15 protein-coding genes are annotated in these 13,927 nt (G+C 65.2%); 7 read left to right on the forward strand and 8 right to left on the reverse strand.

The window, feature by feature from the left end; genetic code table 11:
- From ACZO3G_RS09320 to ACZO3G_RS09345, 6 genes are all read left to right on the forward strand, one after another.
- A partial coding sequence (locus tag ACZO3G_RS09320) for an amidohydrolase family protein (protein ID WP_486847104.1) occupies positions 1 to 673 on the forward strand: 673 nt, incomplete at its 5' end.
- A complete protein-coding gene (locus ACZO3G_RS09325; protein WP_101551417.1) occupies positions 673 to 1,509 on the forward strand; it encodes a fumarate hydratase in 837 nt (278 codons plus the stop codon). The genes ACZO3G_RS09320 and ACZO3G_RS09325, both read left to right, overlap by 1 nt.
- Positions 1,510 to 1,650: 141 nt before the next feature.
- Positions 1,651 to 2,187 carry a ribosome hibernation-promoting factor, HPF/YfiA family gene (gene hpf, locus ACZO3G_RS09330; protein ID WP_101551415.1) on the forward strand — a complete coding sequence of 179 codons (537 nt, stop codon included), beginning with the start codon at positions 1,651 to 1,653 and terminating at the stop codon, positions 2,185 to 2,187.
- A gap of 130 nt (positions 2,188 to 2,317) precedes the next feature.
- The gene (locus ACZO3G_RS09335) at positions 2,318 to 3,028 is read left to right on the forward strand and encodes a zinc ribbon domain-containing protein (protein WP_277138593.1); all 711 of its coding nucleotides are present in this window, start codon (positions 2,318 to 2,320) and stop codon (positions 3,026 to 3,028) included.
- Between the two features lie 192 nt (positions 3,029 to 3,220).
- On the forward strand, positions 3,221 to 4,279 hold the full coding sequence (gene mnmA / locus ACZO3G_RS09340) for a tRNA 2-thiouridine(34) synthase MnmA (RefSeq protein ID WP_276871246.1): 1,059 nt from the start codon (positions 3,221 to 3,223) through the stop codon (positions 4,277 to 4,279).
- A 5-nt stretch (positions 4,280 to 4,284) separates the two neighbouring features.
- Entirely contained in the window at positions 4,285 to 4,707 is a 423-nt protein-coding gene (locus ACZO3G_RS09345) for an EamA family transporter (RefSeq protein WP_101551408.1), read from the forward strand.
- Positions 4,708 to 5,461: 754 nt separating this feature from the next.
- Here ACZO3G_RS09345 and ACZO3G_RS09350 read toward each other — a convergent pair.
- The 8 genes from ACZO3G_RS09350 to ACZO3G_RS09385 form a co-directional block, all read right to left on the reverse strand.
- Entirely contained in the window at positions 5,462 to 5,986 is a 525-nt protein-coding gene (locus tag ACZO3G_RS09350; protein ID WP_101551406.1) for a hypothetical protein, read from the reverse strand.
- A 50-nt stretch (positions 5,987 to 6,036) separates the two neighbouring features.
- The gene (locus tag ACZO3G_RS09355; RefSeq protein ID WP_256152358.1) at positions 6,037 to 6,573 is read right to left on the reverse strand and encodes a hypothetical protein; all 537 of its coding nucleotides are present in this window, start codon (positions 6,571 to 6,573) and stop codon (positions 6,037 to 6,039) included.
- A 69-nt stretch (positions 6,574 to 6,642) separates the two neighbouring features.
- Positions 6,643 to 7,254, reverse strand: a complete 612-nt coding sequence (locus ACZO3G_RS09360; RefSeq protein WP_101551401.1) for a J domain-containing protein — start codon at positions 7,252 to 7,254, stop codon at positions 6,643 to 6,645.
- The gene (locus ACZO3G_RS09365) at positions 7,251 to 8,126 is read right to left on the reverse strand and encodes a DUF5685 family protein (RefSeq protein WP_101551399.1); all 876 of its coding nucleotides are present in this window, start codon (positions 8,124 to 8,126) and stop codon (positions 7,251 to 7,253) included. The genes ACZO3G_RS09360 and ACZO3G_RS09365 overlap by 4 nt, the downstream gene beginning before the upstream one ends.
- A gap of 445 nt (positions 8,127 to 8,571) precedes the next feature.
- A complete protein-coding gene (locus ACZO3G_RS09370) occupies positions 8,572 to 9,105 on the reverse strand; it encodes a peptidoglycan-binding domain-containing protein (protein WP_288234716.1) in 534 nt (177 codons plus the stop codon).
- Positions 9,105 to 10,331, reverse strand: a complete 1,227-nt coding sequence (locus ACZO3G_RS09375) for a peptidoglycan-binding protein (protein WP_101551395.1) — start codon at positions 10,329 to 10,331, stop codon at positions 9,105 to 9,107. The genes ACZO3G_RS09370 and ACZO3G_RS09375 overlap by 1 nt, the downstream gene beginning before the upstream one ends.
- A gap of 14 nt (positions 10,332 to 10,345) precedes the next feature.
- Positions 10,346 to 10,738, reverse strand: a complete 393-nt coding sequence (locus tag ACZO3G_RS09380) for a spore cortex-lytic protein (RefSeq protein WP_276871237.1) — start codon at positions 10,736 to 10,738, stop codon at positions 10,346 to 10,348.
- 104 nt (positions 10,739 to 10,842) lie between these two features.
- Positions 10,843 to 12,285, reverse strand: a complete 1,443-nt coding sequence (locus tag ACZO3G_RS09385) for an FAD-dependent oxidoreductase (RefSeq protein ID WP_276871235.1) — start codon at positions 12,283 to 12,285, stop codon at positions 10,843 to 10,845.
- A gap of 339 nt (positions 12,286 to 12,624) precedes the next feature.
- On the opposite strand from ACZO3G_RS09385, the gene ACZO3G_RS09390 reads away from it, so the two are divergent.
- A complete protein-coding gene (locus tag ACZO3G_RS09390; protein WP_172439317.1) occupies positions 12,625 to 13,917 on the forward strand; it encodes a phenylacetate--CoA ligase family protein in 1,293 nt (430 codons plus the stop codon).
- Positions 13,918 to 13,927: the final 10 nt, after the last annotated feature.

The raw sequence follows: 13,927 nt of genomic DNA on the forward strand, positions 1-13,927 counted from the left end.
GAAGCAGCAGGGCCCCGCCACCCGCATGGGGATCGCGGCGGCCATCCGCGAGCAGCTCGCGAAGGCGAAGAAGTACGGCGAGCAGCTCGAGCGGGCGGCCGCGGACGACGACTTCGACGAGCCCGAGTACGACGCGAAGTGCGAGGCGCTGCTGCCGCTCCTGCGCGGGGAGATCAAGGCGCATATCCACGCCCACCGCGCCGACGACATCTTCACCGCCATCCGCATCGCGAAGGAGTTCGGCTTTCCCTACGTGATCGTCCACGGCACCGAGGGGCACCTCGTGGCCGACCTGCTGGCCCGGGAGGGCGCGGCGGTCATCGCCGGGCCGCTGCTCGGCGCGCGCTCCAAGCCGGAGCTCAAAAACGCCGACGACGGCGGCGCGGGCGCGCTCGACCGCGCGGGGGTGAAGGTCGCGGTCGCGACCGACCACCCCGAGCTGCCCTGCCGCTTCCTGCTTTTAAGCGCGCAGGTCGCGGCCCAGAACGGCATGGACCCCGGCGCCGCGCTGCGGGCGGTCACCTCCACGGCGGCGGAGATCTGCGGGCTGGAGGGCCGCGTGGGCGCGCTCGCGCCGGGACGGGACGCGGACGTTCTGCTCTACGAGGAGGAGCCGCTGGAGACCCACCGAAAGCCGTTCGCGGTCTTCGTCGACGGAAGGAGGGTGCGCTGATGCGGGAGATTCCACGGGAGGCCGTCGTCGAGGCGGTGAAGGCGCTCTGCATCGAGGCCAACCGGATGCTTCCGGCCGACCTCAAGGAGCGGCTGTGCGGGGCCTGCCGGGCGGAGGAGTCGCCGCTCGGGCGGGAGGTGCTCTCCGACATCGTGCGCAACTATGAGACGGCCGAGGCGCTCTCGATCCCCGTCTGCCAGGACACCGGCATGGCGGTCGTCTTTGCCGAGCTCGGGGAGGACGCGCATGTGCCGGGCCTGGAGGAGGCCGTCAACGAGGGGGTGCGCCGGGGCTACACCGAGGGGCTGCTGCGCTGCTCGGTGGTCGGAGACCCGCTGCGCCGGCAAAACACCGGCGACAACACCCCCGCCGTGCTGCACCTGCGGCTGGTGCCGGGGGACAGGCTCACCCTCACCGTCGCGCCCAAGGGGGCGGGCAGCGAGAACATGAGCTCCATCCGCATGATGACCCCGGCGGCCTCCGAACAGGACCTGATCGACGCGGTCGTGCGGGCGGTGGAGGCGGCGGGGAGCAATCCCTGCCCGCCGGTCGTGGTCGGCGTCGGCGTCGGCGGCAACTTCGAGGGGTGCGCGCTGCTCGCGAAACGCGCCCTCTGCCGGGATACGGCCGTGCGCAATCCCGATCCGCTCTACGCCTCGCTCGAGGAACGGATGCTCGAGGGAATCAACCGCACGGGCATCGGGCCGCAGGGCTTCGGGGGCCGGGTGACGGCGCTGGCGGTCAACATCGAGGCGGGGGCGACCCACATTGCGAGCCTGCCGCTGGCGGTGAACATGGGCTGCCATGTGACGCGGCACGCCTGCCGGACGATTTGAGTCCTGTTTGTTAATTTTCCACGAACCCTCCGATACCCCTTGTAAATTCGCCCAATGTCCTGTATAATAAAGGTAGGATAATTGGGTAAAATGTTAAAAGCAGGCTTGCCTGTTTTGCTATAAAACAAAGGGGTTGAATTTATGAACATCACCATCACAGCACGGAAAACCTCTGTTCGCGACTCTTTCAAGGAAAGGATCGACCGGAAACTCGCCAAGCTGGACCGGTTCTTTGACGACAGCGCGAATGCGATCGTCACGGTGACCAACGAGGGCGACCGCGAGACCGTCGAGGTCACCATCCAGTCGCGGGGTATGTTCTATCGCGCGGAGAAAACCACCTCCGACCGCTTTGACTCCCTGGAGGCCGTGGTGGACTCCCTCTTCCGCCAGATCGTGAAGAACAAGAACAAGCTCGGCAAGCGCCTGCGGGACACCGCGTTCGACGCGGCGAACGTCGAGGTGGGCGAGGAGCAGGAGTCGGAGGCCCCGGAGTATGCCGTCAAGCGCGTCAAACGGTTCGCGCTGCGCCCGATGGACGTGGAGGAAGCGATCCTCCAGATGAACATGGTCGGGCACGAGTTCTTCGTCTTCCTCAACGCGGAGACGAACGAGATCAACGTGGTCTACAAACGCCACAATGGAACTTACGGGATTCTCGAGCCGACGGTCGGCTGACGATACAGCACTCCCACAGGTCGGTCCCCCACGCTCCCCGCGTGGGGGACCGGCTTTTCGGCGGGAATTTCTTGTAACCGCCGGGCATTTGTGATAGGATAAAGGTAATTTCACGGGCGGAGGTGCGCGGATGCTCTGCAAAAAATGCGGAAACAACGTCAAAAGCGATTTCAAATACTGCCCCTACTGCGGCGAACGGATCGTCAGCGACTTCCACGACCACTATGAGGAGCTGACCCCGCCCTTCCTCGTCCGGGAACCGGACGAGCCGGACGCTGCGGCGGACTGGTACGCCGCAGCGCCGGGGGAGCGGGCGCCCGACTTCGCCCTCCCGCCCACGGCCGCGCCGGAGGAGCCTCCCCTCGCGCCCGGGGCCTTTCCGCAGGAGGACCCGGAGGACGACCTCGCGCCGCCCCATTTCCGGGTTTCCCTGCCGGAGGAGCCGGCCCCCGGCGGGTACGGCGGCCCCCTCTTCGGCGCGGACGGCCCCCCGGCAAGCGGGGGGTACGCCGCGCCCGCGGGCTTCGAGCCGGTGGACGACCCGGCCGGGCCGTCGGAGGCGCCCTATTTCGTCTACCGTCCGGAGCCGGCCGCGCGGATCCCCGGAACCGACCCCGCCGGGGAAACGCCCTCCGCGCCCCCCGCGCGGGAGATTCCCCGCAGGGGCGCGGACAAGCCAAAGGCGGGCCCGGGCATCGTGGTCAAGCTGCTGATCATCGTGGGGGTGCTGATCGCCGCGGGAGCGGCGTCCTGGTTCGGATACCGCCTGCTGGGCGGCGGACCCGCGCCCTTCCGGAATACCGACTTTTCAGCGATGTTTGCGCGGGTTTACGGTCTGTAAACATTTAAAAACCCCCTTGCGCATTGGCAATACAGCGTGTATAATATAGACATGCCACATATGAAAAGATCTGGAGATTCGGAGGGGGGCCCCTGGGGGGCATACCGAAAGAACGGACTCATATGTGCGGTAAACAGGCGGAGCCGCGCGAAGCGAGGCTTCGCCTGTTGCGTTGAAGGGAGGCGCGTAAAAATGGAAAAGGTGCTGGTCGCCATGAGCGGCGGCGTGGACAGCTCGGTGGCGGCGCTGCTCCTGAAGGAGCGGGGCTATGAGGTGGGCGGCGCAACGTTCGAGCTCTTCGACGGCTGCCCCGAGCAAAACGTCTCCGATGCGAAGGCGGTCTGCGAAAAGCTCGGCATCCCGCATTACGTCTTCGATTACCGCGCCCTCTTTTCCGAGCGGGTGCTCGACTGCTTCGCGGACGGCTACCTGCGCGGCGAGACGCCCAACCCCTGCATCGCCTGCAACCGGAGCATCAAGTTCGGCGCGTTCGCGCGGGACGCCGGGCGCCTCGGGTACGGCCGCATCTCGACGGGGCACTACGCGGCGGTGCGGTTCGACGAGGCGTCGGGCCGCTATCAGCTGTGGCGCAGCGCCCAGCCCCGCAAGGACCAGTCCTACGTGCTCTACCACCTGAACCAGCGCCTGCTTTCGATGCTGCTGCTGCCGCTCGACCATTACGACAAGAGCGAGGTGCGCGCGCTGGCCGCAAAAGCGGGACTGCCGGTGCAGTCCAAATCGGACAGCCAGGACATCTGCTTCGTGCCGGACGGCGACTATGTCTCCTTCATCGCCCGGCACACCGGAAAGACCCCCGAGGAGGGGGATTACCTCGACGACGCGGGCAACGTGATCGGACGGCACCGGGGGGTGCTGCACTATACGATCGGGCAGCGCAAGGGGCTTGGGATTGCCTTCGGGACCCACCGTTATGTGAGCCGCCTTGATCCGGAGCACAACACCGTCACCCTGTCGGACGAGTCGGCGGTCTTCCGCGACACGCTGTTCGCGGACGGGCTGCGGCTCATTTCGGGCGGCGCGCTCGGCGGGCCGCTTTCGGTGCAGGCCAAAATCCGCTACGCGCACATCCCCGCCCCGGCCACCGTCTATCCCCTCGGGGAGGGGGAGGTGCGGGTGCGGTTCGATTTCCCGCAGCGCGCGATCACGCCGGGACAGGCCGTGGTCTTTTACGACGGGGAACGCGTGGTGGGCGGCGCGACCATCCGCGCGGCAGGACAGGATAAGGAGTGACATCGATGAACCTACTCGTCCCGATCGTCATGATCGTGGCCTCCAACGTGCTCTACAACCTCTTTACCAAGACGATGCCGGCGGGCGCAAACCCGTTCGCCGCGCTCGTGATCACCTACCTGACCGCGGGCGCGGTCTCCTTCGGGATGCTGCTCGTGACCGCGCAGGGGGATTCGGCGGCCGCCTTCCGCTCGATCAACTGGACGAGCGCCGCGCTCGGCGCGTCGATCGTCGGGCTGGAGCTCGGCTATATCTACGCCTACCGCGCGGGCTGGAACATCAGCGTCTGTTCCCTCGTCGCCAACATTGCGCTCGCTGTCATCCTGCTCTTTGTGGGGCTGCTCTTTTTCAGCGAGAAGCTCTCCCACAACCAACTGATCGGTATCGTGCTCTGCGTAGCCGGGCTGTTCTTCCTCAACCGCCGATAGGTGCAGTTGCCGGGTCCCGCCCCGGCGGGCGGCCCCATTTCTTGTACGGACAAGAAATGGGGGAAAGAAGCCGCAGGGGGCTTGAAGCGGCCTGCCCGGGCTGCGCCCGGAGCGCGCTATGCGCGACGGCCGCTCGCGGGCGCTCCGCCCCGCGACCCCGGCTTGAGTCCGCTGCGCGGACCCGGCCCTGCGGGCCGGATTCTCTATAAGGTTGGCCTACGGCCAAATCCTTGACCCTCAGGCCGCGACAAATAGGCCTTTGGCCCAGAAAGTCGCGTCCCCGTATGACGGATCGAAGGACCAGTCTACAGCAGCCCGTCAGCCGCCGCGCCGCAGGCGCAACGCCTCTTCCCGAGAGCCTCAAGAACGCTCTTACAGGTGCACCCGGGGAGATACGGCGGTTGGGAGCGTCCGCAACCTGAATTGAGCCCTCAGCTGGTGTACCTGCGGGGAGTGACGGTAACCGGCGGGTACTGGCAAGGCGTCTCCAGGGGATTCCTAAGGGGGCGGTGGAGCCCCCTTAGGCGGACTTTTGGTTCCTTTTCGTCCGTCCGAAAAGGAACCCGTGGCGCGCGGCGGAACGCGCTCGTAATTCTTGCCGCTTGAAAAGCGGCAATTCCCGAAAAAGCCCCGCCGGGCGCAGCGCGGCAAGCTCCGCCGCTTCCCGAGCGACAAATCTAAGGAAAGCCCCCGCCGCCCAGGGGGGCGGAATATCCAAAAAGGAACCGGCCCTGCGGCCGGTTCCTTTTATTTCTCACTTCACTTTGATGAGGATGGGATTTTCGAGCACCCCGACGACGTCGAGCGTCTTGGGGTCGACCGCGCTGAGATAGACGGTGCCCTCGTGCTCGCCCGGGGCGAGCGGCTCACGGAGGTCGACCTTGGATATGTACTGGTTGGGGGCGATGTACTGGGAGCGGTAGAGGACGCTCTCGTCCCCGTCCGCGGTCAGCTCGACGACCATAAGGTATTCGTTGAACGCGGGGTTCTGCACGTTGAGCCCGCCGCCCGTGCCGTCCGACTGGAAGGTGACGGTGGAGCTGACGCGGTAGCCGAAGAGGTTTTCACCGGGGGATTTCTCATTCCAGGGCGCGCCGGGCGGGGTGCCCGTCTGGGCGGCGGGGTCGAGCCCCTCCACCCGGAAGGCGCTTTTGACTTCGCCGGAAGAGCCGTTCAGGTTGCGCAGGAAGAGGAAAAGCCCCAGCGCGATGAGGATGGCGCAGAGGATGGAGAGCACCAGCACAAGCGCGGTATGGGGACGGGAACGCTGTCGCAGCATAAGCAATCACCTCGAAAAAATCCCCGCCGCGCGGGGAAGAATCAAGCCCGTCAGGTGATCTTGCGCAGGATCTTTGGGCGGAACCAGCCGCGGTAGATGCGCAGCACCTGGGAGAGCAGGAAATCGTACATAAAGAGGGTGAAGTTGACCAAGGCGAGGGCGACGACGATGGTATACTTTCCGAAGTCGCCCCAGCCCTCGAGCATGTCGGGGATGCCGAAGACGTAGAGCATCACATAGTAGAAGGCGACGATGACGCCGTTGAAGAGCAGGAATTTGAGCAGATAGGCGATGGGCCGGGGGGCGCGTTCGAGACGGGACTTGAGCATGGGGTAGTAGCCGAGCAGCATGACGAAGAGGACCTTGGCCTCCTGGTCGGGGACGATGAACATGGCGAGCACCGAGACGGCAACGTAGACAAGCATGGCGGTCTTGGTGCCGTTCTCCTCCTCGACGGCGATGAGGACGATGCCGGCCATCGCGGGGAAGACGTAGGAGGAAAAGGGGATCAGGCCGGTCATGAACATCATCAGCAGGCAGAGGGCGGCGGAGAGGCCGCCGATCGCCACCTGGGTACTTTTTTTCATAGACGGACGCCTCCGATGGTTCTGATGCGGGCCTGCGGCGCCCGGAAAGCGCGAGGGACGGCGGGCGGCTCAGAAGCAGCTGTTGCCGCAGCAGTCCATGCAGCAGTTGGCGCAGTACATGGCGGCGCAGATGTCGCAGCAGCTGCACCCGCCGACGGAGCCGGTCTGGTAGGAGCCGCCGCCGTACTGGGGACGGCCGTTCTGCCGCTGCCAGAGCAGCTGGTTGTAGGCGGCGGAATACTCGCTGTTCTGGGGGTTCATCTGGCAGGCCTTCTGGAAGCTCTGGAGCGCGTCGTCGAGCCATCCGCGCGAATAGTAGATGCTGCCCTTGAGGAAGTACCACTCCGCGTCGCGGCTGGCGGCGGCCACGCCGTCAAGGAGCTCCTGCGCCTCGGCCAGCCGTCCGGAGTTGATCATGCGGCGGATGTCCGCGAACTGGGAAGCGCCCTGCGCATAGGCGCCGCCCGAATAACCGCCGGACTGTCCGCCCGCCCGGCGCTGCGCGACGATCGCGTCGTATGCCTGGTTGATCTCCTGCATCTTCTCCTCGGCCAGGTCAGACAGGGGGTTGTTCGCATAGTTGTCCGGGTGATACTTTTTGGCAAGCTCCCGGTATGCGGCCTTCACCTGTTCGTCGGTGGCGTTGGGGGAGATCCCTAAGACCTTATACGGATCTGTCATCGGTTTTCAGTCTCCTTTGGCAGCAAGATTCGTTCGACGGTATCACGCAGGCCGAGGTGGATGACGTTGTCCAGGATCGGCTTATAGTCGTGCAGGCCGATCAACTCGTACGCCTTGATGATCTCCCCGATCGTTAAAAAGAGGGAGCCCTTGGCGTTTTCACGGATGGCGGCGAGCTGTTCGGGCGTGGGGGAAGGCGTCTTCTCCCGCAGCAGGAAGGGGTTGTAGCTGTGGCGGCGGGCGTCCTCCTCGAGGTCGTCGAGCGCGTCGGCCAGATAGACGTACCGCCCGAGCAGGTAGCCGAACCGTTCGAGCACCCGCTTCTGGGTGCTGTCGTTGGTGAGCAGGCCGCAGATGCCCGAGAGGGCGAGCGCGGAGGGCTCGCAGGCGCGGTCGACGCTGTCGCACTGTTCGTCCTCGAGCGCGCTCTGCTTGCTGATCGTCTCGTAGATGATCTGCGCCACGCCGGGGAAGCGGTCGGCCGCCTTTTTGTAGGCGTGCCGCGCGAAGGGCGTGGCGAGCGCCGCGCCCAGCCGGGAGCCGAAGCCGCCGTCGCGGTAGTTGTCGAGCACCTTGTAATAGAGCATGATCATCGCGACGCCCGAGGAAAAGTCGAGCTGCCCGCAGCTGGGGCAGCAGGGGATTTTTCTGAGCGGGTTGAGCATGCAGCGCCCGGGGGCGAAGGCGAGGTGTTCTCCCGAGAGGGACAGGTCGAGCAGCGCGAGGAAGGTGAAGTCGTAGCTGAGGGTCAGCCGGGCGAAGGGGCCGTACTCCCGGCCGAGCTGTTTGCAGAGTCCGCAGTAGACCGCCTTATAGGTTTCGTACTCGCAGACCCGCAGCATGCCTTTGAAGGGCTTGATGTAACCAAACATTAGTGTCTCCCGATCGGGTGAAGATTTTCCGCGGAACGGCAGGTTTTTTCACCCTGTCCGCGATGGGCAAACCGGGGAATCCTTGTAAAAAACGTGCGATCCGCGCCCGGGGCGCGGATTTTCCGGCAATTTTCACAGAACTTTCTGAACTCTCTTATTTTACACGAAAAGGCCGTGAATTTGTTTAATAAACTATGAATTCCACGAAATAACGTTATGGATTTGTGATTCAAAAAGGCCTTGTTTGCGTAAACCGTGCCCGGGTTCCGCTTTTGCGCCGGCAAAGCGCGGGCCCGGACGCACCCGCGCGGAGGACTGTCCGCACCGGGCGGACCGGTTTTCCGCCCGGAGGCGCCGGGTCAGACGAAAAAGAGCGGCGCGGGCATGCGCCCGTGCCGCTCTTTTTCCTGTGATGGCCGAGTTTTCCGCGGAAAGAACGCCGCGGTCATTCGACGCTCAGGTTCCGGGTGATGAAGATCGCGTAAAGCCGGGTGAGCAGGTCCCAGGAGAGGTTGTCGAAGACCCCGGACTCCTCCAGGTTTCCCCTGCCTTGCAGCCAGAGGGTGTTGGCCGCGGTGCCGTCGGCGTGCCGGCCGTCGACCTCCGCGTCCTGCACCTCATCCAAAACGTGGGAGAGGGATTTGAACATCGACTGGACGACCAGCAGATGCAGCGTCTCCCCGCCCGGCTCCACCCGGAAGGAGGGGGAGGGGTAGACGTCCGCGCCCCGCGGCAGGCGCGTGCGCGCGACGACGCCGCGGTAGACGGACGCGATGGCGTCCCAGGTGTCGTTGTCGACCGTGCCGGTGGGCGGCAGGCCGAAGTTCTGCTGGAAAAGGACGACCGCCAGCTCCGTCCGCTCCTCGAAGATGCCGTCGGGAACGAGCCGGGGCAGGAAGGGGTAGGACAGCGAGATGGCGCGCAGCATGGTTTGGAGGCTCCGGACGGGACGCCCGAGCAGAAAACGTTCCGGAAGCATCAGGCGGCGCCTCCTTTCCGGTCCCGGCTGCCCAGGGAGAGCGGGTATCCGGGGAACTGGGTCAGGCGGGTCGAGAGGGCGTAGGTCTCGAACTCCTCCCGCGCGGCGCTGTCGGAGAGCTCCGCGGGGAAGCGGACCCCGTCGCTGAGGATGGCGGAGGCCGCCCCCGCGTAGGCCTCATAGATCGCGTCCCAGGTCGTTTCATCGGCGACGCCCGTCTGCGGCAGGCCGGCCATCTGCTGGAACGCCGTGACCGCCTGCCTGGTTCTCGGGCCGAAGACGCCGTCCACCGGGAGGAAGGGGAGGTTGTCGTAAAACTCGGACAGGACGGCGAGCATGAACTGAAGGGCGACGACGCCGTCGCCGGAGGACCGCTCCCGCGACTCGCCGGGATACTGGAAGGAGACGTTATAGAAGGTCTGCCCCTCGCTCACGAGCTCGGCGAGGTCCTTTACGCCGACGTAGAGGAGCACCAGCTTATACCAGGTGGCCCTGCCCACCACCCCGTCGGCGGCCAGGTTGAAGATGCTCTGGAACCGCTTCACGGCGTTTTCCGTGGCGGGGCCGAAAATTCCGTCCACCGGCCAGATCTTGGGGATGGCGGGGTAGTCCTGGGAGATGCGGTTGAGGGAGGTCTGGACGACCACCACGGCCTCGCCGGCGGAGCCCTGCCGCAGGGGGGAGCCGGGGTAGGAGGCGCGCACGCCCTGCACGGGGGCGTCGGGCACCAGCTCGATGCCGTCGCCGTAATAGGTTCGCAGGATTTGCATGGAGTCGTAACCGTCCTGCGCCAGGTATTGGCTGCCCCACTGGGAAAGCCCGTCGCAGGTGGTGGTTGTGCCGTTGCAGAATTTCGCGGCCAGCGGCTCCACGTAGCCGATCCGCCGGATGTATGTATTGAAGATGTCGTCGACGATCTGCTCGATGTTGTCGAAGATGTTCCGGCCGTAGATGAATTTCTGGTCGGTGGCGGTGCTGTTCGTGATGTGGAACGAGTAGCCCCGGCTGGGATAGTATTCCGTGTAGACCCGGTTGAGCGCGAAGGAGATCTGCGCCAGGATGTTCGCGCGCAGGGCGGCGGGCTCCCAGGTGGGATAGATCTCGCTGGAAGCCACGTTCTTGATGTAGTCGGGGAAGGAGACGGTGACGTTCTCCGCGCCGGAGCCGGGGGTCCCGAGATGGACGGTGATATACTCCGGGATATAGGGAAGGACGGTGATTGGCATGGGGAAAGCCTCCTTTACAGGTCTTGGGGGGTGACGCGCACTTCGCCCGCCGCGTCCCGGGGCGCCGTATTCTCCGGAAGCGGGATCAGCTTCATCTCCTGGAGCGTCTCGACCCCCGCGAAAATCTGGACGTCCTCCACCGTCAAAAGCTCGTAGAGCGGATGCTCCGCCCATACGTCGCAGACGGAAAAGGGCGCTTCCGCGGCGCCCGGCGAGGTGCTGTCCGCCGCGGCGGGGGCGGGGATGGCGACCGGGTCGATTTCCCCGCTTTCCCCCGTGACGCGGACGGCGACCAGGCGGTGCCTGCCGTCCGGGGATTTTTGGGTGACCGCCACCGTGGCGTCCTCCAGCGGAATCTGTGCCCGGCCCGTAAAAACACGGACGCGGATTGTGCCGTTTTCATCCAATGGGACCCCTCCTTGCTGGATAGTTCTTACCAACAGCTTATGCGGGAGAGGGGCGCGCCTTGTCAGGAAAGGGCGCGAAAGAAGCAAAAAAAGCCGGAGGGGGATCATTCCCCCTCCAGCCCTTCCTGCGCCGGGTTATCGATGAGGCGGCCGCGGAAGTCGAACCGGGAGCCGTGGCAGGGGCAGTCCCAGCTCTTTTCGTCCGGGTTCCACTCCAGCTGGCAGCCCAGATGGGGACAGCGGACCGATACGATGAACGCTTCGCCGGCTTCATCCTTATAGACCCCGACCTTTTCGCCGTCGTACTCCACCACGCCCCCGTGCCCGCGGGGAAGCGCCTCGATGTCCTCCCGCGGCGGCGTGAGGAATTTGCGCGCCAGCCCCTTCGCGGCCTGGGCGGTGTCCCGCATCAGCGTCCTGGCGGAGGCGGAGGGGTTGAACCGCTGGGGCGTGAACGCTTGCTCCCAGGGGCTTTTCCCCTCTGTGATCAGGCCGGTAATCAAAAGGGCGGACACCATGGAGGAGGTCATGCCCCACTTTTGGAAGCCGGTCGCCACGTACCAGTCGGGCGTCGAGGCGGAGTACCGGCCGATATAGGGCACCCCGTCCAGCGTCATGCAGTCCTGGGCGCTCCACGCCGCCGCCTCGGCGCTCTCGGGCCAGTAGGTTTTCGCCGCTTCCCGCAGCCTTTGGTACTGCCCGCCCGCGGAGTTTTCGCCGGTGCGGTGGTTCCCGCCGCCGAGCAGCAGCAGGTCCCCCTGCGGCCGGAAGGAGAGGCCGTCCGCGTCGACACCGAGGTACATCCCGGTGAGTTTGGCCGCGTTTTTGAGCGCGAGGACATAGCTGCGCTCCTGGTGCATCCGCATGAAGTAGTAGCCGGGCGCGTTCAGGAAGGGGTAGTGGCAGGCAAACACGATCTTTGCCGCCGTCACCTCGCCGTGGTCGGTGAAGATCCGGTTGCCCTCCACGGAGCGCACGGGGGTCCCTTCGTAGATTTCGAGCGGCCCGGCGACGGCGCGCAGGAACCTGAGCGGATGGAACCGCGCCTGCCCGTCGAAGCGCAGGGCGGCGGCCACGGGGAAGGGGAGCTCCGTTTGGGAACCGTAGGCCGCGCCGATGCCGAGCGCTTTCGCCGCCTCGAACTCCCGTGCCAGCGGTTCCCGCTCGGCGGTGGAATAGAGGTACGCCGGGGCCTCGGTGAAATCGCAGTCGATCCCGAGCTCCCGGACCATGCGCCGGTATTCCGCGACGGCGCGCTGGTTGGCGTCGGCGTACTGCCGCGCCGGCTCCTCCCCCGACCGCTCGATCAGCCGGTGGTAGATGAGCCCGTGCTGGCTGGTGATCTTGGCGGTGGTGTTTTTCGTCTGCCCGCCGCCCACGCGCGAGGCCTCCAGCAGCACGGTGCGCAGCCCCGCCGCCTTCAGGAAATGCGCGGTCAGCACGCCCGCCATCCCGCCGCCGATGACGGCCGCGTCCACGTCGAGGCCGCCCGCGAGCGCCGGCCGTTCCGGCAGCGCGGCGGTTTTGCTCCAGATGGATTCGCTCATGGCTTTTTCACCCCCGCGCGGCGGACCGCCCGTTTGACGACTGTTCCCATATGACCACGCTCCTTCGACTTCTTATTCCTAGCGTGGGCCGCCGCATGAAAATTATTCCCGCCGGGGAAAAAGTTTCCCGCCGCTGGCGGGAAAACCGCCGGGGCCCGGCCGTCGGGGCGGCATTTTGGGGAAAAATGTCCGCCCGGCGGGGAAAGAAGTGAAAAAAAGATGGCGGAAGGCTTGATTTTGGAAGCGGATCGCAGTATGATAAAGCAATAGGGTTTAACGGATAAATGCGTTAAAGCGCCCGGCGGCGACGCCGCAAAAGGAAACGGAGTGAAGGTAATCATGATCTACAACCGGGAAGCCGAAACGATGCCGCGAAAGCAGATCGAGGCGCTCCAGCTGGAGCGGATGAAGCACATCGTGCGATACTGCTACGACAACGTGAAGCTCTACCACGATCGGTTTGACGCGGCCGGGTTCGACCCCGACAAATTCAAAGCCCTCTCCGACATCAAGTATATCCCGCCGACGACCAAGGACGACCTGCGCGACAACTACCCCTTCGGCCTCTTCGCGGTGCCGCAGAAAAAGGTCGTGCGCATCCACGCGTCGAGCGGCACCACCGGCAAGCCCACCGTCGTCGGATACACGAAAAACGACCTCGACATGTGGAGCGAGATTATGGCGCGCCTCATCGCCGCCGCGGGCGTGAACGACGAGGACATCGCGCAGATCTGCTTCGGCTACGGCCTCTTCACCGGCGCGCTCGGCCTGCACTACGGCCTCGAGCGGCTGGGCGCCTCGGTCGTGCCCTCCTCCTCCGGCAATTCGGAAAAGCAGATCATGCTGATGAAGGATTTCGGCACCACGACGCTGATCGCGACCCCCACCTACGCGCTATACCTCGGGGAGCTGGCCGCCGAGCTCGGCTACGGGCCGGATGATTTCAAGCTGCGCATCGGCCTCTTCGGCTCGGAGGGCAGCACCCCCGAGATGCGGGCGAAGATCGAGCAGAAGCTCGGACTTTTCGCCACCGACAATTACGGCATGAGCGAGCTCATCGGCCCGGGGGTCTCGGGCGAATGCGAATTCCGCGACGGCTTACATATCAACGAGGACCACTTCTTCACCGAGGTGGTCGACCCCGACACCCTCGAGGAAAAGGCGGAGGGCGAGGTCGGCGAGCTGGTCATCACGACGCTGACCAAGGAGGCGCTGCCTCTGCTGCGCTACCGCACCCGCGACCTCTCCCGCGTGACCTACGCCCCCTGCAGATGCGGCCGCACGACCGCCCGCATGGACAAGATCATGGGCCGCAGCGACGACATGATCAAGGTCAAGGGCGTCAACGTGTTCCCCTCCCAGATCGAGAGCGTGCTCATGCCGATGAGCCAGATCAGCCCGCACTACATGCTCTATGTGCGGCATGAGGGCTACACCGACACGCTCGAGGTCAAGGTCGAATTGATCGACGGCTCGCTGCTCGAGCGGTGGTCCGACCTCGAAAAGCTCCAGGAGACGATCCACGCCAAACTGCGCACCGTTCTGGGCATCGACGCGAAGGTCACTCTCGTCCAGCCCAAGACGATCGAGCGGTTCCAGGGCAAGGCCAAGCGGGTCGTCGACCTGCGCTGAATAAGTAATT

The sequence above is a fragment of the Anaerotruncus sp. genome (assembly GCF_057433415.1).